20 protein-coding genes are annotated in these 24,954 nt (G+C 74.0%); 11 read left to right on the forward strand and 9 right to left on the reverse strand.

Annotated features, from left to right (window positions below):
- The first annotated feature begins 81 nt into the window (after positions 1 to 81).
- The 5 genes from OEIGOIKO_RS31050 to OEIGOIKO_RS31070 all read left to right on the forward strand — a co-directional run bounded on the left by OEIGOIKO_RS31050 (position 82) and on the right by OEIGOIKO_RS31070 (position 4,965).
- Positions 82 to 1,362, forward strand: coding sequence for an NAD(P)/FAD-dependent oxidoreductase (locus OEIGOIKO_RS31050; RefSeq protein ID WP_125056815.1), 1,281 nt, complete (start codon positions 82 to 84; stop codon positions 1,360 to 1,362).
- 213 nt (positions 1,363 to 1,575) lie between these two features.
- Complete coding sequence (locus tag OEIGOIKO_RS31055; RefSeq protein ID WP_030020891.1) at positions 1,576 to 1,941, forward strand: Rv2175c family DNA-binding protein; 366 nt, start codon at positions 1,576 to 1,578, stop codon at positions 1,939 to 1,941.
- A gap of 153 nt (positions 1,942 to 2,094) precedes the next feature.
- A complete protein-coding gene (gene thiE / locus OEIGOIKO_RS31060) occupies positions 2,095 to 2,745 on the forward strand; it encodes a thiamine phosphate synthase (protein ID WP_125056816.1) in 651 nt (216 codons plus the stop codon).
- Between the two features lie 209 nt (positions 2,746 to 2,954).
- Positions 2,955 to 3,872, forward strand: a complete 918-nt coding sequence (gene metF / locus OEIGOIKO_RS31065) for a methylenetetrahydrofolate reductase [NAD(P)H] (RefSeq protein WP_125056817.1) — start codon at positions 2,955 to 2,957, stop codon at positions 3,870 to 3,872.
- Positions 3,873 to 3,924: 52 nt separating this feature from the next.
- Positions 3,925 to 4,965 carry a hypothetical protein gene (locus OEIGOIKO_RS31070; protein ID WP_125056818.1) on the forward strand — a complete coding sequence of 347 codons (1,041 nt, stop codon included), beginning with the start codon at positions 3,925 to 3,927 and terminating at the stop codon, positions 4,963 to 4,965.
- Positions 4,966 to 5,008: 43 nt separating this feature from the next.
- Here OEIGOIKO_RS31070 and OEIGOIKO_RS31075 read toward each other — a convergent pair whose 3' ends face one another.
- From OEIGOIKO_RS31075 to OEIGOIKO_RS31095, 5 genes are all read right to left on the reverse strand, one after another.
- Complete coding sequence (locus tag OEIGOIKO_RS31075) at positions 5,009 to 6,550, reverse strand: phytoene desaturase family protein (protein ID WP_125056819.1); 1,542 nt, start codon at positions 6,548 to 6,550, stop codon at positions 5,009 to 5,011.
- 143 nt (positions 6,551 to 6,693) lie between these two features.
- Positions 6,694 to 7,314, reverse strand: a complete 621-nt coding sequence (locus tag OEIGOIKO_RS31080; RefSeq protein WP_031004002.1) for a DUF4126 domain-containing protein — start codon at positions 7,312 to 7,314, stop codon at positions 6,694 to 6,696.
- 393 nt (positions 7,315 to 7,707) lie between these two features.
- Positions 7,708 to 8,319 carry a TetR/AcrR family transcriptional regulator gene (locus OEIGOIKO_RS31085; protein ID WP_031004000.1) on the reverse strand — a complete coding sequence of 204 codons (612 nt, stop codon included), beginning with the start codon at positions 8,317 to 8,319 and terminating at the stop codon, positions 7,708 to 7,710.
- Between the two features lie 35 nt (positions 8,320 to 8,354).
- Positions 8,355 to 10,562, reverse strand: coding sequence for a YhgE/Pip domain-containing protein (locus OEIGOIKO_RS31090; protein ID WP_125056820.1), 2,208 nt, complete (start codon positions 10,560 to 10,562; stop codon positions 8,355 to 8,357).
- A complete protein-coding gene (locus tag OEIGOIKO_RS31095) occupies positions 10,529 to 11,359 on the reverse strand; it encodes an ATP-binding cassette domain-containing protein (RefSeq protein ID WP_125056821.1) in 831 nt (276 codons plus the stop codon). The genes OEIGOIKO_RS31090 and OEIGOIKO_RS31095 overlap by 34 nt, the downstream gene beginning before the upstream one ends.
- Positions 11,360 to 11,585: 226 nt before the next feature.
- On the opposite strand from OEIGOIKO_RS31095, the gene OEIGOIKO_RS31100 reads away from it, so the two are divergent.
- The 3 genes from OEIGOIKO_RS31100 to OEIGOIKO_RS31110 all read left to right on the forward strand — a co-directional run bounded on the left by OEIGOIKO_RS31100 (position 11,586) and on the right by OEIGOIKO_RS31110 (position 13,597).
- A complete protein-coding gene (locus OEIGOIKO_RS31100; protein ID WP_125056822.1) occupies positions 11,586 to 12,071 on the forward strand; it encodes an SAV_6107 family HEPN domain-containing protein in 486 nt (161 codons plus the stop codon).
- Between the two features lie 99 nt (positions 12,072 to 12,170).
- Positions 12,171 to 12,926, forward strand: coding sequence for a methyltransferase (locus tag OEIGOIKO_RS31105; protein WP_125056823.1), 756 nt, complete (start codon positions 12,171 to 12,173; stop codon positions 12,924 to 12,926).
- A 257-nt stretch (positions 12,927 to 13,183) separates the two neighbouring features.
- Positions 13,184 to 13,597, forward strand: coding sequence for a DUF3040 domain-containing protein (locus OEIGOIKO_RS31110; RefSeq protein WP_125056824.1), 414 nt, complete (start codon positions 13,184 to 13,186; stop codon positions 13,595 to 13,597).
- 708 nt (positions 13,598 to 14,305) lie between these two features.
- Here the strand turns inward: OEIGOIKO_RS31110 and OEIGOIKO_RS31115 are convergent.
- From OEIGOIKO_RS31115 to OEIGOIKO_RS31130, 4 genes are all read right to left on the reverse strand, one after another.
- Positions 14,306 to 16,840 (reverse strand): transglutaminase TgpA family protein, encoded by a 2,535-nt coding sequence (locus tag OEIGOIKO_RS31115; RefSeq protein WP_125056825.1) that lies wholly within the window; start codon positions 16,838 to 16,840, stop codon positions 14,306 to 14,308.
- Positions 16,837 to 18,279, reverse strand: coding sequence for a DUF58 domain-containing protein (locus tag OEIGOIKO_RS31120; RefSeq protein WP_125056826.1), 1,443 nt, complete (start codon positions 18,277 to 18,279; stop codon positions 16,837 to 16,839). The genes OEIGOIKO_RS31115 and OEIGOIKO_RS31120 overlap by 4 nt, the downstream gene beginning before the upstream one ends.
- Positions 18,279 to 19,337 (reverse strand): AAA family ATPase, encoded by a 1,059-nt coding sequence (locus OEIGOIKO_RS31125; RefSeq protein WP_246177645.1) that lies wholly within the window; start codon positions 19,335 to 19,337, stop codon positions 18,279 to 18,281. The genes OEIGOIKO_RS31120 and OEIGOIKO_RS31125 overlap by 1 nt, the downstream gene beginning before the upstream one ends.
- A gap of 368 nt (positions 19,338 to 19,705) precedes the next feature.
- On the reverse strand, positions 19,706 to 20,263 hold the full coding sequence (locus OEIGOIKO_RS31130; RefSeq protein ID WP_125056827.1) for a beta-class carbonic anhydrase: 558 nt from the start codon (positions 20,261 to 20,263) through the stop codon (positions 19,706 to 19,708).
- Positions 20,264 to 20,768: 505 nt separating this feature from the next.
- Here OEIGOIKO_RS31130 and rsmH point away from each other — a divergent pair.
- The 3 genes from rsmH (at position 20,769) to OEIGOIKO_RS31145 (ending at position 24,951) form a co-directional block, all read left to right on the forward strand.
- Positions 20,769 to 21,728, forward strand: a complete 960-nt coding sequence (gene rsmH / locus OEIGOIKO_RS31135; RefSeq protein ID WP_125056828.1) for a 16S rRNA (cytosine(1402)-N(4))-methyltransferase RsmH — start codon at positions 20,769 to 20,771, stop codon at positions 21,726 to 21,728.
- The gene (locus OEIGOIKO_RS43175; protein WP_246177647.1) at positions 21,725 to 22,402 is read left to right on the forward strand and encodes a cell division protein FtsL; all 678 of its coding nucleotides are present in this window, start codon (positions 21,725 to 21,727) and stop codon (positions 22,400 to 22,402) included. Before rsmH ends, OEIGOIKO_RS43175 begins: the two co-directional genes overlap by 4 nt.
- Positions 22,403 to 22,539: 137 nt before the next feature.
- Entirely contained in the window at positions 22,540 to 24,951 is a 2,412-nt protein-coding gene (locus OEIGOIKO_RS31145) for a peptidoglycan D,D-transpeptidase FtsI family protein (protein WP_246177648.1), read from the forward strand.
- The last annotated feature ends 3 nt before the right edge of the window (positions 24,952 to 24,954 follow it).

Below are 24,954 nucleotides of genomic sequence, written 5' to 3' on the forward strand. Positions count from 1 at the left end.
GGTCACGGGCCGTGACGTTGTGTCATAGATCTCGTTGCGCGGTGCTCCAGGTCGCGAGACACACCGTCTTACAGTGATCGGGTGAGCGAGCAGACCCAGCCCCAGGACCCTGACCGCGCGCGCCAGGACCGCGAAGCCGCCGAGCGCGCGGCCGAACGCAACCGGCGCGTCGTCATCGTCGGCGCCGGACTGGCCGGTGTGCAGACCGCCGTCGCCCTGCGCGAACAGGGCTGGCGCGGAGCGGTCACGGTGCTCGGCGAAGAGCCGCACCAGCCGTACGACCGCCCGCCGCTGTCCAAGGCGGTGCTGCTCGGCAAGGCCGACGGGTCCGCCTTCGACGTGGACTTCGAGGCGCTCGGCATCGAGCTGCTGCTGGGCCGCCGCGCCATAGGGCTCGCGGCCGGCTCGCGGGTGCTGGAGACGGACGCCGGGCCGCTGCCGTACGACCACCTGGTGATCGCCACCGGCGCCGAGCCGGTCACCCTGCCCGGCTGCGACGGGCTGCCGGACGTCCATGTGCTGCGCACCCTCGACGACGCCGAGCGGCTGCGGCCGGTGCTGACCGGGCAGCGCGAGGTCGTGGTCGTCGGCGCGGGCTGGATCGGCGCGGAGTTCGCCACGGCGGCGCGCGAGGCGGGCTGCCGGGTGACGGTCGTCGAGGCCGCCGACCGGCCGCTGGCCGGCGCGCTGCCCGCCGAGGTCGCCGCTCCCATGGCGGCCTGGTACGAGGACAGCGGCGCCCGGCTGCGGACCGGCGCCCGGGTCGCCGCGGTCACCGAGGGCGCGGTGACGCTCGCCGACGGCACGGTGCTCACCGCCGACGCGGTCGTCGTCGGCATCGGCGCCCGCCCCGCGACCTCCTGGCTGGCCGGTTCCGGCGTCGAGCTGTCGCCCGAGGACCGCTCCGTCCTGGCCGACGAACGGCTGCGCACCACGCTGCCCGACGTGTACGCGGTCGGCGACTGCGTCTCCTTCCCGTCCGCCCGCTACGGCAGCCGCCTGCTGGTCCACCACTGGGACAACGCCCTGCACGGGCCGCGCACGGTCGCCGCCACCATCGTCCGGGGCGCCGCCGAGGGGCCGGTCTACGACCCGGTCCCGTACTTCTGGTCCGAGCAGTTCGGCCGCTTCGTGCAGTACGCCGGGCACCACGCGGGCGCCGACGAGACGGTGTGGCGCGGCGACCCGCAGAGCGCCGCCTGGTCGGTGGTCTGGCTGCGCGAGGGCGTGCTCGTCGCGCTGTTGGCGGTCGGCCGGCCCCGCGACCTGGCCCAGGGCCGCCGGCTCATCGAGCGGGGCGCGGTGCTGGACCGGCGGATGGCGGCGGACGCGTCCGTACCGTTGAAGTCGGCGGCGGTCTGAGGCGGTCTGAGGCGGACCGGGGTGGCCCGAGGCGGACCGGGGCGGAAACCGGGGCCGGGGGAGCCGGGCCTGCGGCCCGGGTGGACGGCGTGCCCGGTGGTGCGTCCGACGGTGCTTCCGGCGTTCCGTCCGACGGTGCGTTCGGGTGCTGTGGGCTGCGCCGACGGGGATGCCCGGCTACCGGCTGTCAGTGCGAGGTGGCAGGCTTGTCCCGTGACCGAGATTGACGCAAAGATCGATGGACTCGTCCCCGCCTGGCTCACCCTCCCCGACATCGCCGAGATGATCGGCGTCGAGGTGACGCGTGTGCGGCAGCTGGTGAAGGAGGGCCAGCTGATCGCGGTGCGCCGTGGCGAGAACCGTGCCCTGCATGTGCCGGCCGACTTCATCAAGGACGGCAAGGTCGTCAAGGGCCTCGTCGGGACGCTGACGCTCCTGCGGGACGACGGCTTCGCCGACGAGGAGATGCTGGAGTGGCTCTTCACCGCCGACGAGACGCTGCCCGGCACCCCAGCCCAGGCCCTGCGTGAGAATCGCGGTACGGAGGTGAAGCGCCGGGCCCAGGCGCTCGCCGTCTAGGCCCGCTCCAGGCCGCGGGCACAACCGTGCGTGAGCGTGCCCGCAGCCGTACCACCGTCGCGACCGCACCCGTGGCCGCGACCGTCTTCGCACCACTGGCGTACGGGCCGGAAGGCCCGGCCCGTACGCCGCAGACCTGGGGGGACCCGCCCGATGAGCACCGCACGCCACGCCCTGTCCGACGCCCGGCTCTACCTGTGCACGGACGCCCGCAAGCGCCAGGGCGACCTCGCGCCGTTCCTGGACGCGGTGCTCGCCTCGGGCGTGGACGTCGTGCAGCTGCGCGACAAGGGCATGGAGGCCGCCGAGGAGCTGGCCCATCTGGAGGTCTTCGCGGACGCCTGCCGCCGGCACGGCAAGCTGCTCGCGGTCAACGACCGCGCCGACGTCGCCCACGCCATCGGCTCGGACGTCCTGCACCTGGGCCAGGGCGACCTGCCGGTACCCGCCGCCCGCGCCGTCCTCGGCGACGACGTGCTGATCGGCCGGTCCACCCACGCCGAGGCGGAGGTGGACGCCGCGCTGGCCGAGCCCGGCGTGGACTACTTCTGCACCGGACCCTGCTGGCCCACCCCGACCAAGCCCGGTCGCCACGCCCCCGGCCTGGGCCTGGTCCGCCACGCCGCCGCGCGGCGGCCCGAGCGCCCCTGGTTCGCCATCGGAGGGATCGACGCGTCCAACCTGGACCAGGTGCTGGACGCGGGCGCCCGCCGGGTGGTCGTCGTCCGGGCGATCACCGAGGCCGAGGACCCGGGGGCCGCGGCCGCCGGCCTGGCGAAGCGGATACGCGCCCGCGGGGAGTGACCGACGCGCCGCAGGCCGCCGGAGCGCTTCCGCCGCTGATCTCCGGTCCGCTCCGCCGCAGGCCGTCGGCGGCTCCGCCGCGGGGCTTCTGGACGGCAGGTGGCCGGGGGACGGCCGGACGGTGTCCACGGTGTGGACGGGAACGCGGCTATCCGGGCATTTCGCCGGAGCCGGTTGGTGCGCGGGAAGCCGGTGGATAATCTGCACGTATGGCCCTAGGCACAGCTTCCACCAGGACTGATCGCGCACGGACCGTGCGTGACCTGCTCGCTTCCGGCAAGCAGTCGTATTCGTTCGAGTTCGCCGCCCCGAAGACGGAGAAGGGCGAGCGGACGTTGTGGAACGCCATTCGCCGGATCGAGGCGGTCGCGCCGACCTTCGTCTCCGTGACGTACGGGGCGGGCGGTACCTCCCGCGAGGGCACGGTGCGGGCGACCGAACGGATCGCCACCGACACCACTCTCACCCCGGTCGCCCACCTGACCGCCGTCAACCACTCCCTCGCCGACCTGCGCAACATCATCGGGCAGTACGCCGACGCCGGTATCCGCAACATGCTCGCGCTGCGCGGCGACCCGCCCGGCGACCCGATGGGCGACTGGATCCAGCACCCCGACGGCGTCCTGTACGCCGCCGAACTGGTCCGTCTCATCAAGGAGTCGGGCGACTTCTGCGTCGGCGTGGCGGCCTTCCCGGAGATGCACCCGCGCTCGTCGGACTGGGACACCGACGTACGGCACTTCGTCGACAAGTGCCGGGCCGGCGCGGACTTCGCGATCACCCAGATGTTCTTCTACGCCGAGGACTACCTCCGGCTGCGCGACCGGGTCGCCGCGGCGGGTTGCGGGACGCCCATCATCCCGGAGATCATGCCGGTCACCAACGTCCGCCAGATCGAGCGGTTCGCGCAGCTCAGCAATGCCGCCTTCCCGCCCGAGCTGGCCGAGCGCATCCTCGCGGTCAAGGACGATCCGGCGGCTGTACGCTCCATTGGCATCGAGTATGCGACGGAGCTGTGTGCGCGCTTGATGGCCGAGGGAAGTCCCGGGTTGCACTTCATTACCCTGAACCACTCCACGGCGACGCTGGAAATCTACGAGAATCTGGGTCTGCACCAGCAGTCCTGACGGCGGTTTGCCGCACCAGGGCGGCCTGTGGGGCGGCGGAAGAGGGGCGTACATGGGCTGGGTGGTCCTCTACATCGCATTCGGCTGTGTCGCCCTCTGGCTCCTCAGTGAAGTGCTGCTCCAGTACAAGGCCAGACTGCGGTGGCGGCTGCTGGCCTTCGCCGGTTTTCTCGGTGTGGTCGTCGGGGTCGTCATCCCGTCGGTGATCGTGATAGCGGCCGGCGCCATCGCCTTCGCCGTCGGACAGACCTACGTCACGCTGTCCTTCCGGAGCGGTTTCCAGTCCGGCTGGGCGCTGCGCGGCAAGCGCCGGGACAGCGGCAAGCGCGGCGACAACCGGCGGCGCCGGGCCAAGGGCGGCGGCCGGGCCGCCGCAGGCCCGACCCTCCAGGTCAGCGGCCTGGAGGCGGTGCCCGCACCGGAGGAAACGGGCACCGGTACGGCGGACGGCGGCACACCGCCGGCCGGCACGACTGCGTTCGACGGTGCGGCGGCGTTCGACGGAACAGACCCTTTCGCCGGCGTCGAGAGCGCCCCGAACGGCTACGGAGGCGGCGACTCCACCGAGGTGTACGCGCCGCAGCCGATCCCCGAGGAGACCGGCCAGTACGGCATATACAGCCCGGACGCGCGCTCGGAGCAGCCCGGCTATGCCGCGTACGACGGCTACGGGGGGCACGGGCAGTACGGGCAGGACACCTACGCCTACGACGGCGGTTACGGCGCTGCCGCCCAGAGCGGGCAGGACGCCTACCCCGACCACTACAGCGCTTACGGCGCGGACCAGGGCCACGGCCAGGGACAGGGCGGGCAGGCGCCCTACACCGACCCGTACGCCGGCGCGCAGCAGTACGCCGCGCAGTACGACCCGTACGACCAGCCCGACGCCTTCGGCGGCACCCAGGCCTACCCGGCGCAGCAGTACACCGGCGTGCAGGACCCGTCGCAGGCCCAGCCCTCGTACGGGGACACCCCGCCCGGCGGGGTGTGGGTCCCCCAGCAGCGTGGCAACGAGCCCACCGCCGACCAGCCGTACCCGCCCTACCAGCCCCCGCAGAACCAGGGCTACGACGGGCAGCAGTACCGCTACTGAGCGGCCCGCGGGCGCCGTCGGCCCACCCGCGGGCGCCGTCGGCTCACTCGGAGCCGCGCCAGTCGTCCCCGTTCACGATCAGGCCCGCGACGAGGGCGCCCGACATTCCGGCGTGCGCCAGTCCGCCGCCCGGATGCGTCCAGCCGCCGACGGCGTACAGCCCCGGTATCCGCGTACGGTTGCCGGGACGCAGAAAGCGGCCCCCGGCCCCGGCCAGCGCCGGACCCGGTATCGCCGCGCCTTCGACGGGCGGCAGCACGGCCCGCCACAGCACCCGCTCCCGCAGTCCCGGTATCGCCGCTTCGGCGGCCGCCACCAGCCGGTCGGCGGCCGCCGCCTGCGCGGCCGTCTCCTCGGCGGGCCCGGAGCCCCCGCCGGGCGGCTCCGCCGGCTCTCCGTACGGTGCGACCGCGGCGCTCAGCGTCACGGCCTCGTGTCCGTCGTCCGGGCGGGACGCCGGATCGTCCGGGCGCAGCACCGTCACCGTCGGGCGCTCGCACAACGCCCTCTGGCCGCCCGCCCCGAAAAGCGTGCTCAACTCCGCCGCCCGGTCGGCCGCGTGGACCACCGTGCGGTGGGCCGCGTCCGCCGGGCGGGGGCCGCGCAGCGCGAGGGCGACCGTGAACCGTCCCGGCGTCCGGCGGTGTGCGTCGTCGTCGGGCCGTACGTCGTCCACGCCCCACGGCTCCGCGCCCTTCAGCAGGGCCGTCAGCCGCTGCGGAGCCACACCCGCGACGACCGTGTCCGCCTCGGCGCTCCCGCCGTCGCGCAACTCCACGCCCGCCGCCCGGCCGTCCGCCTCGATGACGCGCGTCACCTCGGCGCCGAAGGTGAACTCCACCTTTCGCGCCAGGCAGCGTTCGTACAGCGCGTCGGCCAGCGCCCGGATGCCGCCACGCGGATACCAACTTCCGAAAGTCTGCTCCATGTACGGCAGGACCGCGGCGCTCGCCGGGACACTGCGCGGGTCGAAGCCGTACGCCAGGGCGTAGCTCTCCAGGAGGGCGGCCAGCCGCGGGTCCTTCAGCTCGTGGGCGGCGACCTCGGCGAGGGACGCGTCCGTCACCTCCTTCCGGCGCCCGAACAGTCCGCGCCGGGGCAGCGCCGGATACGGCTCACGGCCGAGCACCTGCCAGTCGGACCACAGCGGCTCCTCCAGCAGCGGGCGGCGGGTACGGTCCCAGGCGTCGCGGGCGCGGCCCAGGAACGCGCTCCAGCGCTCACCGGCGCCCGCGCCGAGCGCGCCGTCCAGCGCCGCGAGGACACCGGCCCGTGAGGCGTTCGGCAGGGAGACGGCCGTGCCGTCGGCGAAGACGTGCCGGGCGGCCGGGTCGACCTGGGACAGCTCGACGACGCTCTCCAGCGGCTCGCGGCCGGTCTTGACGAACAGGTCGCGGTAGACGGCGGGCAGATGCAGAAGGCCGGGCCCGGTGTCGAAACCGAAGCCCGCGCGCTCGAACCGGCGCACCGCGCCGCCGTACGTCGCCGTACGCTCGTACACCGCCACCCGGTGGCCCGCGACGGCCAGCCGGGCGGCGGCCGCCATCGCGCCCATCCCGGCGCCGATCACCGCAATCCGTGCCATGCCTGCGACTTTATCCGGCACCACTGACAACGCCGCTCCCACCCGGCACCGGCGGCCGCGCCCGGCCCGTACCGCGACGGCCGGACGGCCCGCCCGGGCCCGTACCGCGACGGCGGACACCCCGGCCCGGCGGCCCTCCCGCCTCAGCCCACCGGCGCCGATCCCTCCCGCGCCGCCGCCAGGTGCCGCTCCTCCCGCCGCTGCCGCCGGCGCCGCAGGAAGCGCCGTACCCGCGACCACAGGAACGCCACCAGCACGATCCCGCCGACCAGCAGCACCCCGGCGACGATCGCCGCGGCCACCGGGTGGAACACCGCGAAGACCACGATGCCCGCGACGCCGAGGTCCTCCAGGGTGCTCAGCACGAAGTTGCTGGCCGGTTCCGGCGAGGTGTTGACCGCCATCCGCGTGCCCGCCTTGACCAGATGGCTGACCAGCGCGCTGGTGCCGCCCACCGCGCCCGCCGCCAGTTCGGGCAGCGACCCGTCGTGGCCCGCCAGCAGCGCCGCCACGACCCCGCCGGACACCGGCCGGACGACCGTGTGCACGGCGTCCCAGACCGAGTCCACGTACGGGATCTTGTCGGCGACCGCCTCGATCAGGAAGAGCACCCCCGCGACGATCAGCACATCGGTGCGCTGCAACGCGGCGGGCACCTCGTCGGCGGCTCCGGTGGCACCGAGCACGCCGAGGAGCAGGACGACGGCGTAGGCGTTGATTCCGCTGGCCCAGCCGCTGGTGAAGACAAGGGGGAGTACCGACACGCAGGAGATCGTAACGAGCCGCTGCGCGCCGGTGCTCAGGTTTGAGTATCCGTACTCAGTCACCGAGATGAGTAGGTACGCGGATGGGCCGCGACCTGCGCGGACGGAAGAGTGTGCAGCACGGAAGGGACGCCGGGCCGGCACCGCCGGCACGGGGCGGCGGAATCGGCACGGCAGCCCGGACGTGACGGGGGAGTACGGGGGAAGATAGGGGGCTCCACGGGGGAAAGTACGGGGGTACGGGGCCCCACGGGGGAAGCGCTGTCCTGGACGGATCGCCGGGGGAACGATCCGGTCCGGGGCAGCGCGCCTGGTACAGGACAGCGGCGGCGGCCGGCTCACGAGGCCGGCCGCCGCCGCTGCGTGCGCCCCGGGGCGCGGGCGGGCGCGTGTCTACGGGTGCCCGCTCACCCGCCCCTGCAGAAGCCGGGACAGCGAGGCGTGCACGTCGTCGATCGACCGGTGCGGCTGGTAGGACTGCCAGTCCAGCGCCGCCACCAGGACCATCCCGAACAGCGCGGACGCCGTCAGCGGGATGTCGATGTCCTCGCTCAGCTCGCCGCCCGCCACCGCCTCCCGGAGCACGCCCTCCACGACCGTGATGGCCCGCTCCCGCACCACCATCAACGTCGACTGCCAGGCCCGGTTCGTGCGCCACAGCTCGGCGACGTAGAGCTGGGTCAGCGCCGGGTAGCGGGCGATGAAGTCCAGCCCGGCCCGGATCATCGCGTCCAGCGCGTCCACCCGGGTGCCGCCCCGGTCCGCCGACGCGTCGGCCGCCTCCTGGAGGGAGGTGGCCAGCAGCTCGATGCCGTGCCGCAGCAGCTCCTCGAAGAGTTCGTTCTTGCTCGCGAAGTTGTAGTACACGGTGCCCTTCGCGACACCCGCGCGCTCGGCGATCTCGTCCACCGTCGTCGAGGAGAAGCCCTGTTCGGCGATGAGCGTGACGGCGGCCTCGAAGAGCTTGCGCCGGGTGGTCTGGCGGCGCGTGCTGGAGCTGTCCATGGGGGAGATTGTGCCGCTCCCGGCGGCCCGCGCGCTCACAGGCTCAGCTCCGGATGGAGGTCCTTCATCCGGAGGACCTGCTTCCCGCGCGCCGCCCAGGCGGTCAGCGCGAGCGCGGCCGCGGTGAAGGCGAGCAGGACGGCGCTGCCCTGCCACACGGGCGCGAGATCGCCGCCCGTGATGAGCCGCCGCAGCCCCTCGACGATGTAACTCATCGGCAGGTACGGGTGGATGGCGTTGAAGAAACCGGGACTGGTCTGCACCGGGTACGTACCGCCCGCCGACGTCAGCTGGAGCATCAGCAGCGCCAGCACCAGGATGCGCCCGGCCGGCCCGAAGCGGGCGTTCAGCCACTGCACGATCGCCGCGAAGCAGGCCGTGGCCAGCAGCAGGAACCCGATCGTGCCGGCCGGCCGCTCCATCTGGAGACCGAGCCCGTAGTGCAGGACGGACATCAGCGCGGCCGTCTGGAGCACCCCGAGGGCGAACACCGGCAGCCAGCCGGAAACCGCGATCCGCCAGGCGCCCGCGCCCATGACGAGCGCGCGCCGGTTCAGCGGCGGGATCAGCATGTACGCGACCATCGCGCCGACCCAGAGGGAGAGCGGGATGAAGTACGGGGCGAAGCCGGTGCCGTAGTTGGGCGCGCGGTGCGCCGCCTGGGAGGCGAGCTGCACCGGGTCGGACATCACGCGCGTACGGGCGTCCCGGTCCTGCTTGCCGTAGTCGGGGATCTGCCGCACGCCGTCGTGCAGCCCGCCCGCCAGCTTCTCCGAACCGTCGGAGAGCTTGAACATGCCGCCGTACAGGGTCTGCGCGCCGTCCTTCAGCTTGCCGACCCCCTGGTCGAGGTCGCCCGCCCCGGACGCGGCGCGGCCCGCGCCGTCGTGCAGCTTCCGGGCCCCGTCGGCCGCTTGCCCCGCGCCGTCCGCCAGCTTCCCGGTGCCGGCGGCCAGCTGGCCGGCGCCCGCGGAGACCTGGTGGGCGCCCGCGTTGAGCTGGTTGATCTTCGCGACCGCGGCGTCCATGTCGGCGCCGAGGGTCGGGCCGCGCCGGGCCAGTTCGCCCGCCAGCCGGTGCAGCGAGTCGAGGTCGCGGCCCAGCTGGTCGAGGTTCTTCTGGTCGTGGACGTAGCCGCTGATCTCCTCGGCCTTGGCCGCGGCGGCCGCCGCCTGGTCCTTGAGCTGCTTCAGCTCGGCGCAGGAGGCGTCGGGCCGCGCCCCCTCGCCGCACCGCTGCCGGTAGAAGGCCGCGAGGTGGTCGGACATCCCCCGGGAGAGCCGGGCGCCCGCGTCGGCCGCGCGCGGCAGCTTGTCCAAGTTGTCGCGTACGGCCTGCGAACCGTCGGCGACCACCTTGGCGATCCGCCCGATCTCCTTGCCGTGCGCCCGGATGAAGGGCCCGACCTCGTCCACCACGCCGTTGACCTTGTCGGCCAGCTGCTGGGTGCCCCGCGCGACCTGGCCGGAACCGGAAGCCAGCCGGTCCGCCCCCTGGGACGCGGCGGACGCGCCCTTGGCGAGGTCCGCGGTGCCGGTGGCGAGCCGGCCGGCGCCCGCGTCGAGGTCCTTCAGACCGGCGGCCAGCGTGCCGCTGCCGTCCTTGGCGGTACCCAGCCCGTCCTTGAGCTTGCCGGTGCCGTCCTGGGCCTGCCCGATGCCGTCCTTGAGCTTCCCGGCGCCGTCCGCGGCCTCCTGCGTCTTGTCGTGCAGCGTCGAGAAGGAGACGAAGATGTTGTCGTAGAAGCTGCGCGAGGACTTCGCCGAGGCCGTCGAGCGCACCTCGGAGAAGACCGTGCGGGAGATCTGTCCGACGATGTAGTTGTTCGCGTCGTTCGTACGGACGCGGAGGGCGCCGGTCTCCGGGTGGTCGCCCGAACTGGACGCGATCCGCTTGCTGAAGTCCTCGGGAACGGTCAGCGACAGGTAGTACGAGCCGTCCTCGACGCCCTGTTCGGCCTCCTTGGCACTCACCTTGTGCCAGTCGAAGGTGTGACTGTCGCGCAGGCCGTCCACGATGCTGTCACCGGCCGTGATCTTCTTGCCCTTGGCCTCGGCGCCCGCGTCCTCGTTGACGAGGGCGACCGGGATCTTGTCCAGGCGCCCGTACGGGTCCCAGAAGGAGAACAGGTACAGCGCGCCGTACAGGAGCGGCAGCAGGAGCAGGGCGATCAGCGCCGCCATCGGCAGCTTGCCCCTCCCGAACCGTTTCAGCTCAAGCGCGGCCAGCCTCGGCGAGCGCATCCGCCGCCCCCTTCTCGTCGTCGTGGGTGCCCGTGCCGTCGGTGCCGGGGGCGGATTCGGCGCCCCTTCCGTCGCCGCGGGGCGGTGCGCACCACGACCGCGCCGTCCGGCGCCTGGCTGCACACCGCGAGCACGGTCGTGCCGGACTCCGCGAGGGAGCGCAGTGTCGCCCAGAGGCCCGCGCGTTCGGCGTCGGAGAGCTTCATGTCGGTGTCGTCGACGGCCAGCAGGCGGGGCCGCCCGATCAGCGCCAAGGCCATCGACAGGCGCAGCGCCTCCGGCCGTTCCAGGTCACGTACGGACGTCCGGTCGCCCTTGGGCAGGGCGGCCAGGTCCAGGCCGGCCGCTTCCAGGGCCGCGTCGATCCGGACGCGGGCTGCTGCTGTACGCTCCCGGCGCGGACGCAGCAGCGCGCTGAGGGCACCCCCAGCGTCAGCCGGGGCGGAGTCACCGAACCGGCGCTGCAACAGGACGCGTTCGCGCAGCTGCTCGGCCACGGTCAACGCGGGTTCGAGATCGGTGACACCGGGTACGTGCGCAAGAGCGGTGACCGCTCGTACCGCTGCCTTCTTCTTCGGCAGCGGCAGGCCCGCGACCTCGGCCGTACCGGCGGTGGTCGCCATCCGGCCGGTGAGCGCGAGCAGGAGGCAGGTGCGTCCGGAGCCGGACGGGCCCTCCACGGCGATCAGCGAACCCGGCTGCGCCGCGAGGCCGACGTCCCGGAAGGCCCAGCCGCGCGGGCCCTGGAGGCCGTAGCCCGTGGCGGTGACGGCCGCCCCGTGCGGGGTGCTGTGCACGATCCCCTCCCTTGAACTGACCAGTCAGTGCAAAAAGTATGCGCAGCCTTGTCATGTCACCGCAAGGGGGTCGACGGGGTCCGCCCGCTTTCCGCCGAACGGAAGGATCTCTTCGCATTACCCCGGCTTTTCGGGGAAAGAGCAGGTCAGAGCCGATTGTCAGTGGTGTGCCGCACGATGGCCCCATAACGGTCCTGAACCGTCATGCGACGACAGGAGGTTCGTCATGGCAGCCAGTTCGGCCGCGGACAGCTCCGCGGCGTACGGCCCTCCGGGCGATGTCCACCCCGTCCTGCGCCGGGCGGCCGCGCCGCCCGCCGCCCTCGACCTGCTCGCCCAGGCGCAGCGCGGCATCGACGAGGCCCGCGGCCTGGAAACCCCCAACGAGCGCTACGCCACCGCCCACCTCGCCGCGCTGCGCACGGCTGCCGCCGTCCTCGCCGTGCGCGGCCGCCCCGAGACCAGCCTCCGCCGCCGGCAGCGCATCCGCAGTGCCTGGGAGGTCCTGCCCGAGGTCGCTCCCGAACTCGCCGAATGGAGCGCGCTGTTCGCCTCCGGAGCCCAGCGCCGCGCCCGCGCCGAGGCGGGCATAGCCGGCGCGGCCGGCCCGCGCGACGCCGACGACCTGATCCGCGACGTGGCGATGTTCCTGCGCCTGGTGGAACGGATGCTGCTCCTCCAGCCGGTGCTGCCCTCGCAGCGGGCGGGGTGAGGGGGAGGGGCGGGCGGCAGCGGGGCTGCCGGGCCGTCCCCGCAGGTCCCATTAGGGTGGTACCCATCAGTTCATGCCCCCGCCGAGGAGCCACCCGCCGTGTTTGACCCGCTGCGCCCGCGCGCATCCCTTCGTACCGCCGTGGTCTGGGAGGTTCTCAAAGACGCCCTGGAACACCGGGCCGAAGCCGCCGGGCGGGACGCCCTCGACGTCCTGGACACCGGCGGCGGCACGGGCAACTTCGCCGTGCCGGTCGCGCGCCTGGGACACCGCGTCACGGTGGTGGACCCCAGCCCCAACGCCCTGTTCGCCCTGGAGCGGCGGGCTGCCGAGGCGGGCGTCGCCGACCGGGTGCGCGCGGTGCAGGGTGACGCCCACGGGCTGTTCGACGTGGTCGAGCCCGGCGGCTACGACGCCGTGCTCTGCCACGGCGTGCTGGAGTACGTCGACGACCCGGCCGAGGGCGTGCGCAACGCGGTGGGCGCGCTGCGCCCGGCCGGCACCCTGAGCCTGCTCGCGGCCGGACTCGGCGGCGCCGTCCTCGCCCGTGCCCTGGCGGGCCACTTCACCGAGGCCAAGAACGCCCTGTCGGACCCGGCGGGCCGCTGGGGCGACGGCGATCCGGTCCCCCGGCGCTTCACCGCCGAACAGCTCACCGGGCTGGTCTCGGACACCGGCCTGCGGGTCGGCGCGGTGCACGGTGTACGGGTCTTCGCCGACCTGGTGCCCGGCGTGCTCGTGGACACCGAGCCCGGCGCCATGGACGCCCTGCTCAAACTGGAGGCAGCCGCCGCCGAGCAGCCCGCCTTCCACTCGGTCGCCACCCAGCTGCACGTCCTCGCCGAGCGCGGCTGACACCGCCGGCCCGCCTTCCCGCACGTGCAGTCGGCCACAGGCCACCCGATCAGCCGCTTCGCCCCGTATGATCGGGGTACAGCGTCCGGCATGACGGATCGGAGGGTGGGGAATGCAGCCTGCAAGCACCACCGACCGCCGTGGCGGCCCGGACAGTGAATTGGCGTAGAGGGGCGGGTTTCACGGGGGCGATTCCCTGCCTATCCTGAAAGGGTCGCACCCGGTCGCCCCCCGCGACCGACGAGTAGGAGGACTCCGTGCCGCTCTCGGAGCACGAGCAGCGAATGCTCGAGCAAATGGAGCGAGCGCTGTACGCCGAAGATCCCAAGTTCGCGACAGCGCTTGAGGGAAGCGGGCTGCGTACGTACACCCGGCGACGGGTCTACCAAGCGGTCGCGGGCTTCCTGGTAGGTATCGCGCTCCTCATGGCCGGAATGGTCGCACAGCAGATCTGGGTCAGCGTGGTGGGCTTCCTCGTCATGCTGGGCTGCGCGGTGCTCGCGGTCACCGGATGGCGCAAGGCCCCCAAGCCGGGCGAGCAGCAGACCGCGGCAGGCGGCCGCGCGGGACCCGGCGGCACCTCCGCCCGCCGCCAGGCCAGGCAGCGCCGATCGATGATGGACCGGATCGAAAGCCGCTGGCAACGCCGCCGCGACGAACAGGGCCACTGAAACACCCCGCGGACTTCCTCCTCGTCCGTGTCCCCGCCTCACGATGCGGCCGCCCGATACCGGGCGGCCGCTTTTCGTGCGCGCGAGCACCCGCGCCGGGTCGAGCGGCCTCCGCTCACCGGTAGCCCGGCGATTCCGCAGCCAGGCACGGGCCCGGACCTCCAGACTCCGCCCTCCGGCCCGGCCCCTCCCGCTGTAGGGCGTCCGACGGCCGGTGGGGGCAGGCGTCCTCCCACCCGCGCCGCGATAGCCGAACACGTTCGGGAGGGTGCGGGACCGGAGGACGAAGTCTGGAGGGCCCGGGCCCGTACCCCCGTCGGGCTGCCCGCAGTGCGGCGGAGTTTCGGTGCCCGGCGGCGGGGCGCACTCGGTGGCCGACTGGCTGTTTGTACTGGGTGGCGCTCTTTTCGGTCCGGGCACGGGGCCGGCCCTACGGACTTCGTCCTACGGTCCGGCCCCTCCCGCCGTAGGGCGTCCGACGGCCGGTGGGGGCAGGCGTCCCCCCACCCGCGTCGCGATAGCCGAACACGTTCGGGAGAGTGTGGGACCGGAGGACGAAGTCTGGAGGGTCCGGGCCCGCGCCACCGTCGAGCCGGCCCGCAGTCCGACGAAGCTTCGGCGCACGATGGCGGGGCCGCCCCAGCCGCCTTCGCTCTTTGCGACTGTGAGAGCGAAGGCGACCTGATGTCCATCACCCGGGGGCCGTGGCTACGGCTTGCCCCGTGAGAGCCTCACCGCACCTGCCGCGCGGCGCACCGCCGTGGCCGGTGGGCTCGCCGCGCAGCGGGCGAGGAAGTCGGACCACCGGGAGGAGAGCGTCCACACGGCCCGGGCGGCCGAGCGGGGTGCCAGGAGAGCGCGCAGGCGCAGGCGGCGGGAGGCGCCGTCCCGCAGGCCGGTGCGGACGCGCTGCACCTCGTCGGCGAGGCCGGCCGCCGGACGCGGGGCCGGTGCGTAGAGGACCTGTTCCACCGAGGCCGCGACGCGGTGGGCCGCTGCCGCCGCCGTGCCGTCCAGCTCACCTATGCGTACGATGCGCTCCGCCGCCTTGCGCGGGGTCAGGGACTCGTCCGGCAGGATGCCGTAGTCCCAGCCGGAGTCGACCAGTTCCCGCCAGGCCGCGAGCGTACGGGCGGTGCCGTACTGCCCGGGACGTGCGCTGCCCTGCGGCTCCGGCGACCCGCTGTGACCCCAGAAGGCGGCGTCGGCCGCCTCCAGATGGGCCGTGAGCGTCCCGGCCGGGCCGTCCCCGCCCGGGCGGGCACCGCGAAGGCGCCGGGAACGGGCCCGCAGCCGCCACAGCAGCGGCAGTACCGGCAGCAGGAGCAGGGCCACCGCGCCGATGCAGAGGGCTGCGATCGCCCACGGCGAGGGCCCGTCGTCCGCCGGGCCGCTCGCCGACTGCGCGGGCGGCGTCCAGCAGGGGCCCACGCGCCGCTCGGCGGGAGCGCAGCTCTGCGAGGGCGACGGCCCCACGGGTTCCGCCGCCGAATGCGACGGCTGCGGCGCCGGGGCGTTCGTACCGCCGGTGGACGGGGTGTCGGCGAGGGTGTAGTCGGGCGGCGTGCCACGGCTCGGCGTCGGCTCGAAGCGCGTCCATCCCGTCCCCTCGAAGTACAGCTCGGGCCAGGCGTGCGCGTCCTTGAGGCCCACCGAGGTCGAGCCGTCGCTCTGCCGGGTGCCGGGGGTGAAGCCGACCGCGACCCGGGCCGGTATGCCCAGCGTGCGTGCCATCGCCGCCATAGAGAAGGCGAAGTGCACGCAGAAGCCCTCCTTCTGCTCCAGGAACCGGGCGATGGCCTCCGTGCCGCTGCCGGCCCGCACCTCCGTGTTGTAGGTGAAGCCGCCGTTGAGCGAGAACCAGTCCTGGAGGCGGACCGCCTTGTCGTACGCCGACCCGGCGTCCCGCGTCACCTGCCGCGCGGTCTCGCGCACCACCGGGGGCAGTGAGTCCGGCACCTTCGTGTACTCCCGCGTCAGTTCGGCGGGCGGCGCGGGCGCGGTGTCCAGCTGCCGTGCGGTGGGCCGCACCAGCAGGCTCTCGACCTGGTACTGCACACCCCGGGTGTTCTGCCCGCGATCGCCGACCAGCGTGCGGCCCTCCGGTTCGAAGCGCCAGCGCCCGGAGATGTCCACGTGGGAGGCGGGGTAGGGCAGCGGGAGCCAGTTCTGCGCGTACCAAGGAGCGGCGGAGACGGAGGTGTTGACGGTGGTGACATCCACCTTCGGACTCAGCCCCGCGGGGCCGGGCAGCCGGTCGGGCACGTCCTTTACGGCACGCTCGGACGGCTTCCACGCCGTACCGTCGAACTGGTCGAGCGCGACGATCCGCAGATACAGGTCTCGGGTGTCCGAAGCGGTGGTGCGGTAGTTGAGGACCTGCCGGTCCTCCGGCTGGTTCAGGCTGTTCTGCAGGGAGACCAGCGGGTTCACCGCGGAGATGGTGCCGCCGCCCGCGCCGCGGCCGGCCACGGCCGGGCCCAGCAGCCCGCCGCCGAGGGACGGCAGCACCGCGGGCACCACCAGGGCGACGCCCAGCACCAGCGCGCCGATCCGGCGGCCTGTACGGACCGGGGCGTACGCCGGGCCGCTCGCGGTGGAGGCGTAGCTCTGCCCCTTGGCGACCGGCGGCCGTCCGCCGGGGACCCGGCCGCCGAACACCCGGCCCCACTGCGAGAGCCGGTCCCGGCCCTCGGCCAGGAGCAGCAGCAGATAGCCGGCTCCCGCGATCAGGAACCACAGCCAGCCCGCGCCGCCTTGGGAGAGACCCGCCGCCACCGAATACAGCGCGAGCAGCGGCAGTCCGGCGGGCGCCGCACTGCGGTACGTCACGGCCAGCGTGTCCACCACGAGGCCGACCAGCAGCACCCCGCCGACCAGCAGCAGGCGGATGCCCGCCGTGACCGGCGCCGGTATGGCGTAGCGGCTGACGTCGGCGACGCCCTCCTGCGTCAGTTCGCCGAGCTCCCGGAACGCGTCGGGCCCCGGCAGCACCCCGCCGATCGCCTGGTCGTTCACGAAGAGCACGGTGAGCAGCAGCAGTGCCACCACGGCCTGCGCCGCGACGGTCAATGGCCGGGCCAGCGGCACCCGGCGGGCCAGCCCGCCCGCGCAGGACACGATCACCAGCAGGACGGCCGCCTGCATCATCCAGCCGACCGGTTCGACCAGTGGCAGCAGCGCACTGGACGCGCACAGCGTCGCCACCGCCGCGCACACCGTCAGCCTCGCTCGCCCGCTCATGTCGTCACTCCGCTTCCCGGTGCCGCGACCGGCCCGGCCGGTCCGGGGCCGGGCCCGGTGGAAGGGCCGTCCGCCGGGGCAGGCCCGCCACCGCCCGAGGGGCCTTGGCGTACGCCCGCCACCTGGTCCGCCTGCCGCCACAGTGCCGTCAGCGCATCGCCCGGCGAGACCGGCAGTGCCTTCCAGCCCGCCTCACGGAGCATCCGCAGGCGCTCGGCGAGCGGCCGCCCGGCCTCGCCGGCGCTGGACCGCGGCCCGTCCGCGCCCCGCGACCAGGCGTCGCCGTCCAGGACGAACGCGACCGCCGTCCCGCTGCGCTGCCGCATCCGCCCGGCGACCGCGGCCTGTTCCTCGTCCAGGTCGCCGAAGAAGGCGACCAGCAGCCCTTCGTTGCCGCCGCGCAGCACGTCGTAGGCCCGGGCCAGGCCCGGTTCGGCGGAGTGCTCCACCACGGCGAGGGTGTCCAGCAGCAGCCCCACGGTGTCGGCGGACTCGGTGCCGCCCGCCCAGCCGCCGCCTCCGTCCGGGCCTGGTACGGACGTGCCCGTGTCGGTCAGGAAGCGCACCGAGAAGCCGCGCTCCAGCAGATGGACCGCCGTCGACGCGGCGCCCGACACCGCCCATTCGAACGCGGAGTCCGGCCCGGAGCCCTGGTGGGCCGTGCGCCGCGTGTCCAGGAGGACCGTGCAGCGCGCCTTCTGCGGCTGTTCCTCCCGGCGGACCATCAGCTCGCCGTAGCGCGCGGTGGAACGCCAGTGGACGCGGCGCAGATCGTCGCCGTGGCGGTAGCCGCGGGGGATCACGTCGTCCTCGCCGGCCAGCGCGAGCGCCCGCTGCCGCCCGTCGCCGTACCCGGAAGCCTCTCCGGTGAGCCGCACCGGCGGCAGTGGCTCGACCCTCGGCACCACCGTCAGGGTGTCCTCGTCGCTGAAGGAACGGGTCAGCTCGCACATGCCGAACGGGTCGGACAGCCGCAGCTGCAGCGGCCCCAGCGGATACCGTCCCCGCAGGTCGGAGCGGACTCGGTAGGACACCTCGCGGCGGCCGCCCGCCTCCACCCGGTCCAGGACGAACCGGGGCCGCGGCCCGAGCACGTACGGCACCCGGTCCTGGAGCATCAGCACACCGGTGGGCAGCCGCGAGACGTTCTCCACCCGCAGCAGCACCCGCGATTCGGCGGCGGCCGGCACCCGGGCGGGGGAGAGGGTCCGGCGTCCCGTGACCCGGTAGCGGGTGCGGTGCAGCACGAACGCGCACACCAGGGGCAGCACGGCCAGCAGCAGTCCGACCCGGAGCAGGTCCGTCTGCCCGAGGGCGTACGCGCACACGGCGGCGGCCACGCCCGCCGCCAGGAAGGACCGGCCGCGTGTCGTCAGCCCCGCGAGAGCGGTCCGCAGCCCGCCGGGCTCCGGAGCTTCCTCGGTCCCCCCGCCCGTCATCAGTACCCCCGGGCGCCGGGCGGCTGCTGCGCGTGCGGCCGGGGCCACTGCTGAGCCGAGGGGTCGGGGACCGGTGTACGGCGCAGGATCTCGACGACGACCTGCTCGGCCGTACGGCGGTTCAACTGGGCCTGCGCGGTCGGCAGCAGCCGGTGTGCCAGCACCGCCACCGCGAGCGCCTGCACGTCGTCGGGGAGGGCGTACTCCCGGCCGGCCAGCGCCGCCGACGCCTTCGCCGCGCGCAGCAGGTGCAGCGTCGCCCGCGGCGAGGCACCCAGCCGCAGCTCGGGGTGGGTGCGGGTGGCGGCCACCAGGTCCACCGCGTATCTGCGGACCGGCGCGGCGACATGGACCGCGCGCACCGCGTCGATCAGCTTCAGTATCTCGTCGGCGTGCGCGACCGGCTGGAGCTCCTCCAGGGGAGAGGCGGCGCCGTGCACGTCCAGCATCTGCAGTTCGGCCTCCGGGCTCGGGTACCCGATCGAGACCCGCGCCATGAAACGGTCCCGCTGCGCCTCCGGCAGGGGGTAGGTGCCCTCCATCTCGACCGGGTTCTGGGTGGCGACGACCATGAAGGGCGCGGGCAGTTCGTAGGTCTGCCCGTCCATCGTGACCTGGCGCTCCTCCATCGACTCCAGCAGCGCGGACTGGGTCTTGGGCGAGGCGCGGTTGATCTCGTCACCGATCACGATCTGGGCGAAGACCGCGCCGGGCTTGAACTCGAAGTCCCGCCGCTGCTGGTCGTAGACGCTCACGCCGGTGATGTCCGACGGCAGCAGGTCGGGGGTGAACTGGATGCGCCGCACCGAGCAGTCGATGGACCGGGCCAGCGCCTTGGCGAGCATCGTCTTGCCCACGCCCGGCACGTCCTCGATGAGCAGATGGCCCTCCGCGAGCAGCACGGTCAGCGAGAGCCGTACGACCTCGGGCTTGCCCTCGATCACGGCCTCCACCGACCTGCGGACCCGCTCCGCCGTGGTGGTCAGATCTCCCCGCGCGCCCGGCTCCGGCCGCGCGGGGTGACCTCCAAGGCTCGCCTGCTCGTCATAGGTCGTCACCCGGCCCTCCTCGGCCCTTGCCCCGCGCTCCGGGGAGCACGGGTACCCCATTGCGGGCACACGTCCTCCGTACGGACCGGCCCTCCCCGCCCTGCGCGCCGCCCCGGCCGCACGGCCGCGACGACGTCACTCACGCATTCTCGCCGCCCGTGCCGCTTCGCGTCATGGCCTGTGGATAACTCACCCGACGGGCCGCGCGACCACGGCCCCGGCCAGGCCACCACGGTCCCGACCATGCACGGCCCCGGACACGGCGCCACGGCCGCGGACACAGCATCACGGTCCCGGACACGGCATCACGGTCCCGGACACGGCGCCACGGCCGCGGAGCAGGGCCCCGCGGCCGTGGACTTCCGGTATTCCGGTGCCTACCGCGGGTCGATCTCCCGCAGCAGACCCGTCGTCACATCGAAGACGAATCCCCGCACATCGTCGGTGTGCAGCAGGAACGGCGAGGTCCGGACCCGCTGCATGGACTGCCGGACGTCCTCGTCGAGATCCTTGAACGCCTCGACCGCCCAGTTGGGGCGCTGCCCGACCTCGGCCGCCAGGTCGTGGCGGAAGTCCTCGGTCAGGCTGAGCAGCCCGCAGCCCGTGTGGTGGATGAGGACGACCGAGCGGGTGCCCAGCGCCCGCTGGCTGATCGTCAGGGAGCGGATGATGTCGTCGGTGACGACGCCGCCCGCGTTGCGGATGGTGTGGCAGTCGCCGAGCTCCAGGCCCAGCGCGGCGTGGAGGTCGAGGCGCGCGTCCATGCATGCCACGACGGCGACCTTGAGGACGGGCCGGGCGTCCATGCCCGGATCGGTGAAGGCGGCGGCGTATTTGCTGTTGGCTTCGACGAGGCGGTCGGTGACCGTGCCGCCCGCGGGGGCCACGGCGCTGTCGGCGGAGGGGGGCAGCGGCTGCGAGGCAGGTATCGACATAGCAACACGGTAAGGGGCACCGGCCGGTAAGGCTGCACGTGGGGACGGGCATAGGGGGCACAGTGGCGTCTTGTGAGGTTTTCCACACGCCCCCATGGGGTGCCGCCGATCGGGTGAAAGCGGCCTTTTCGCCCGCGCCGCGGGCCTCGGTCGGCTACTCGGGCCGGGTGGTCCCACGGCCCTCCGGAGTCGCTCGGAAATCCGTCGAAAACCCCCGGACGGGCGGTGCGGGACGCGCGGAACCGGTTGATTGACCCCGCGCGGCAGTGGACTAAAGTGGCGCGAAGTGGGAGGCGTGACGCTCTCCTCGGATCCCGAATCTTTCGCGTGCGATCTGCACGTACGGCTCGGCCTCCTCCCGCTCCAACCGGTCCGCCGACGGCACTTCCCCGTCGTCGGAGGGCCACTTCCCCTTCAGAGCGGGCGGGGACCAAGCGGTACGTGCGGCATTCCCCCAGCCAGCGGCCGGGGGGACCCACCTGCCGCCCACCCCATCGGAAGGCGCATGAGCAGCAACGATCGCCACGTACCCGTCATGCTCCAGCGGTGTCTGGACATGCTCGCCCCCGCGCTCGCCGAGCCCGGCGCGGTCGTCGTCGACTGCACGCTCGGCCTCGGAGGGCACAGCGAGGCGCTGCTCGCCACGTTCCCGGCAGCGCGGCTGGTCGCCCTCGACCGCGACCCGGCGGCCCTGAAGCTGGCGGGGGAGCGCCTGGCGCCCTACGGGGACCGCGCCACCCTCGTGCACGCCGTCTACGACGAGCTGCCGCGGGTCTTGGCCCGCCTCGGCATCCCGCGCGTCCAGGGCGTCCTGTTCGACCTCGGTGTCTCCTCGATGCAGCTCGACGAGGCCGACCGCGGATTCGCGTACGCGCAGGACGCGCCGCTCGACATGCGCATGGACCAGACGACCGGCATGAGCGCAGCCGAGGTCCTCAACACCTACCCGCCCGGCGAACTGGTCCGCATCCTGCGCGCGTACGGCGAGGAGAAGCAGGCCAAGCGGATCGTCGAGGCCGTCGTGAAGGAGCGCGCCAAGGAGCCCTTCACGCACAGCGCGCGCCTGGTGGAGCTGATCCGCGACGCCCTGCCGCAGGCCGCCAAGCGCACCGGTGGCAACCCGGCCAAGCGCACGTTCCAGGCGCTGCGCATCGAGGTCAACGCCGAACTGGCCGCCGTCGAGAACGCCGTGCCGGCCGCCGTACGGGCCCTCGCGGTGGGCGGCCGGATCGCCGTGCTGTCGTACCAGTCCCTGGAGGACCGGATCGTCAAGCAGGTCTTCGCGGCGGGCGCGGCCAACACCGCGCCGCCCGGCCTGCCCGTCGTCCCCGAGCAGTACCAGCCGCGCCTGAAGCTGCTCACCCGCGGCGCCGAGCTGCCGACCGAGGAGGAGATCGCCGAGAACCGGCGCGCGGCCCCCGCCCGGCTGCGCGGCGTCGAGCGCATCCGCGAGGACATCGCGTGAACCGGCCGGGGCGCACGCGCCCGGGGGCGGGCCGGCTCTCGGGCCTGTTCGCCTCCGGAGCGGGGGGCACGGCGGCGCGTACGCCGTTCGTGCTCCTCGTGGTCGTGCTCCTCGGCTCCGGCCTGATCACGCTGCTGCTGCTCAATTCCGCGCTCAACCAGGGCTCCTTCGAACTGAGCAAGCTGGAGAAACGAACCAACGAGCTGACGGACGAGCAGCAGGCCCTCCAGCAGGAGGTGGACGCCTACTCGGCGCCGGGCGCGCTGGACGAGCGCGCCCGCGAGCTGGGCATGGTCCCGGGCGGCAGCCCGGCCTTCCTGGAGCCGGACGGCACGGTACGCGGCAAGCCGAGCGCGGCCCCGGGCGGCTCGGGGCCGATGAGCGCGCGCACCCCGTCGGGCTCCACCGTGCCGGGCCCCCGGACGGCGCCGGGCCACGCCGCCGCGCCGGTCCCCGGGCCCCGGCCGTCCGCCGGGCCGCAGCCGTCCGCCGCGCCCGTCGCCCCGGACGCGGGGCTGCCCGACCAGCCGCTGCCCGACCACCCGTTCCCCGCCCTCTCCGCACCCGGCCGTCCCCTGCCCGGCGCCGGGGCCGACGGCCGGCGGGCGGCCGGACCGGCGCGCCCGGCCCACGGCGCGGCAGCCGGCTCCGCTCCGACGACTTCCGGCAGGTGACCCGTGACGTACGAGAACGCCGAAGCCCTGTCCGGGGCCGCGGCTCTGTCCGGAGCTGTGGCCGTAGCGCCCGCGCCCGAGCCCGCCTACGGGTGCGCCCCCCTCGCCCGTAGGACCGCACCGGAGGAGGGCGTCGCATGACCGACCCCAAGGGCCCGCGATCCGGCAGCAGCGGCAGCAGCGGCTCCGGCTCGGGCTCCGGTTCGAGAGGTTCCGGTCCCGGCACATCCGGTCCCGGCGCATCCGGCTCCCGCGCTTCCGGACCCAGAGCCTCCGGACCCAAGGCCCCCGGCGCCAAGGCCGCCGGAGCCAAGCCCCCCGCTCCCTCCAGGACCACCGGCTCCAAGCCCACCGGCTCCAAGCCCACCGGCTCCAAGCCCACCGGATCGAAGCCCACCCCCCAGACCCCCCGTAAGACCGGCAGCGGCTCCGGCACGAGTCCGTCCTCCGGCACCCCTTCCCGTACCGGCTCCGGCCCCCGTTCCGCCCCCGGCTCCAAGGCCACCAGCCCCCCGGACCCCCGCCGCCGCGTCCCCCGCCCCACCCCGGCCGGCGGCCGCACCGGCCAGGCCCGCGGCGGCCCGGGCCAGAGCGGCGGAAGCGGCGGGGGCAGCCGCCCCCAGCGCGCGACGGCCCAGAGCCGCCCCACAGCTCAGAAACGCCCCGCCTCCGCGCGCCCCACCACCACCAAGCGCGCCCCCCGCCCCCGCACGCCGACCCTGCGCCTGGGCAGCCCGCGCCCCCGGCTGCGGCTGGTCTCCCTCGGCCTGGCGCTGATCCTGCTGGTCTTCGTCGTCCGGCTGTTCCAGGTGCAGGCCGTGGACGCCGGCGCGTACGCGGCCAAGGCCAACGTCAACCGGTACGTCCCGGTCAAGCTGGCCGCCGAACGGGGCGCGATCACCGACCGGGACGGCGTGGACCTGGCCACCACGGTCGACGCGTACGACATCACCGCCGACCCCAGCCTGCTCGCGCCCGACAAGATCAAGATCCAGGACGCCCCGCGGCAGGCCGCCGCCCTGCTCGCGCCGATCCTCCACGAGGACCGCGCCGCCCTGGCCAAGAAGCTCGCCACGCCCGGCTCCCGCTACGTACGGCTGTCCCGGCAGCAGACCCCGCAGGTCTGGAAGCAGATCAAGGACCTGCGCAAGCAGCTGGACGCCAAGGCGGCCAAGCAGCCCAGGAGCGAGCGCCGCCCCAACGTCCTGGTCGGGATCTTCGCGGACAAGCACAGCAAGCGCGTCTACCCGAACAAGGACCTCGCCTCCGGGGTGCTCGGCTTCGTCAACAGCGAGGGCCGGGGCGGCGGCGGCCTGGAGGCCCGGCTCGACCGGCAGCTGGCGGGCAAGGACGGCAAGCTGGTCTACGCCCAGTCCGGCGGCCGGCGGGTCCCCACCGCGGGCGCCCAGGAGCACCCGGCGGTGCCGGGCACCGATGTCGAGCTGACCCTGGACCGCGACATCCAGTGGATGGCCCAGCAGGCCATCACCAAGCAGGTCGCCGCGTCGCAGGCCGACCGGGGCTACGTCGTCGTGCAGGACACGAAGACCGGCGAGATCCTGGCCCTGGCCAACGCCCCCGGCTTCGACCCCAACGACATCTCGAAGGCCGACCCGGAAGCGCTCGGCAACGCCGCTCTCACCGATGCCTTCGAACCGGGCTCCACCAGCAAGCTCATGTCGATGGCCGCCGTCCTGGAGGAGGGCGTGGCGACCCCCGCCACCCGGGTCACCGTCCCCAACCGGCTGCACCGCGGCGACCGCAACTTCGCGGACGACATCGACCACCCCACCTGGCACCTGACCCTCAACGGCGTCCTGGCCAAGTCCAGCAACATCGGCACCATCCTGGCCACCGAACAGCTCGGCAGGACCCGCCAGGAGGCCAACCGGGTGCTCCACTCCTACCTGCGCAAGTTCGGGCTCGGACAGCCCACCGGACTCGGCTTCCCCGGCGAGACCCCGGGCCTGCTGGCCCCGCCGCAGAAGTGGAGCACCTCGCAGCAGTACACGATCCCCTTCGGGCAGGGCCTGTCGCTCAACGCCGTCCAGGCCGCCTCGGTCTACTCCGCCATCGCCAACGGCGGCGAACGCATCGCCCCCACGCTCATAAGGGGCACCACGGGCCCGGACGGCCGCTACCGGCCCGCACCGCAGCCGCCCAAGAGCCGGGTGGTGAGCGAGAAGACCGCCAGGACGCTGGCCACCATGCTCGAATCGGTGGTCGACGACAAGGAGGGCACCGGCGCCAAGGCGAAGATCGACGGATACCGCGTCGGCGGCAAGACCGGCACGTCCAACCGGGTGGACCCGAAAACCGGCCGCTACCACGGCTACACCGCCTCCTTCGCCGGTTTCGCGCCCGCCGACCAGCCCCGTATCACCGTCTACTGCGCCGTCCAGAATCCGACCAGGGGGAGCTACTTCGGCGGCCAGGTGTGCGGCCCGATCTACCAGCAGGTCATGGAGTTCGCGCTCAAGACGCTCCAGGTCCCGCCGAGCGGCGCCCAGCCCCCGCGCCTGCCCGTCACCTTCAAGCCAGGCGAATGAAAA

This window comes from Streptomyces paromomycinus, assembly GCF_003865155.1.
GTDB classification, from domain to species: Bacteria; Actinomycetota; Actinomycetes; order Streptomycetales; family Streptomycetaceae; genus Streptomyces; species Streptomyces chrestomyceticus.

What these genes read in the sequence shown, in the direction of transcription:
- thiE (WP_125056816.1), top strand. Translation starts at nt 2,095, where the DNA reads ATGAGCACCGCACGCCACGCCCTGTCCGACGCCCGGCTCTACCTGTGC.
- metF (WP_125056817.1), top strand. Translation starts at nt 2,955, where the DNA reads ATGGCCCTAGGCACAGCTTCCACCAGGACTGATCGCGCACGGACCGTG.
- OEIGOIKO_RS31070 (WP_125056818.1), top strand. Translation starts at nt 3,925, where the DNA reads ATGGGCTGGGTGGTCCTCTACATCGCATTCGGCTGTGTCGCCCTCTGG.
- OEIGOIKO_RS31075 (WP_125056819.1), bottom strand. Translation starts at nt 6,550, where the DNA reads ATGGCACGGATTGCGGTGATCGGCGCCGGGATGGGCGCGATGGCGGCC.
- OEIGOIKO_RS31085 (WP_031004000.1), bottom strand. Translation starts at nt 8,319, where the DNA reads ATGGACAGCTCCAGCACGCGCCGCCAGACCACCCGGCGCAAGCTCTTC.
- OEIGOIKO_RS31090 (WP_125056820.1), bottom strand. Translation starts at nt 10,562, where the DNA reads ATGCGCTCGCCGAGGCTGGCCGCGCTTGAGCTGAAACGGTTCGGGAGG.
- OEIGOIKO_RS31100 (WP_125056822.1), top strand. Translation starts at nt 11,586, where the DNA reads ATGGCAGCCAGTTCGGCCGCGGACAGCTCCGCGGCGTACGGCCCTCCG.
- OEIGOIKO_RS31115 (WP_125056825.1), bottom strand. Translation starts at nt 16,840, where the DNA reads ATGAGCGGGCGAGCGAGGCTGACGGTGTGCGCGGCGGTGGCGACGCTG.
- OEIGOIKO_RS31120 (WP_125056826.1), bottom strand. Translation starts at nt 18,279, where the DNA reads ATGACGGGCGGGGGGACCGAGGAAGCTCCGGAGCCCGGCGGGCTGCGG.
- OEIGOIKO_RS31130 (WP_125056827.1), bottom strand. Translation starts at nt 20,263, where the DNA reads ATGTCGATACCTGCCTCGCAGCCGCTGCCCCCCTCCGCCGACAGCGCC.
- rsmH (WP_125056828.1), top strand. Translation starts at nt 20,769, where the DNA reads ATGAGCAGCAACGATCGCCACGTACCCGTCATGCTCCAGCGGTGTCTG.
- OEIGOIKO_RS31145 (WP_246177648.1), top strand. Translation starts at nt 22,540, where the DNA reads ATGACCGACCCCAAGGGCCCGCGATCCGGCAGCAGCGGCAGCAGCGGC.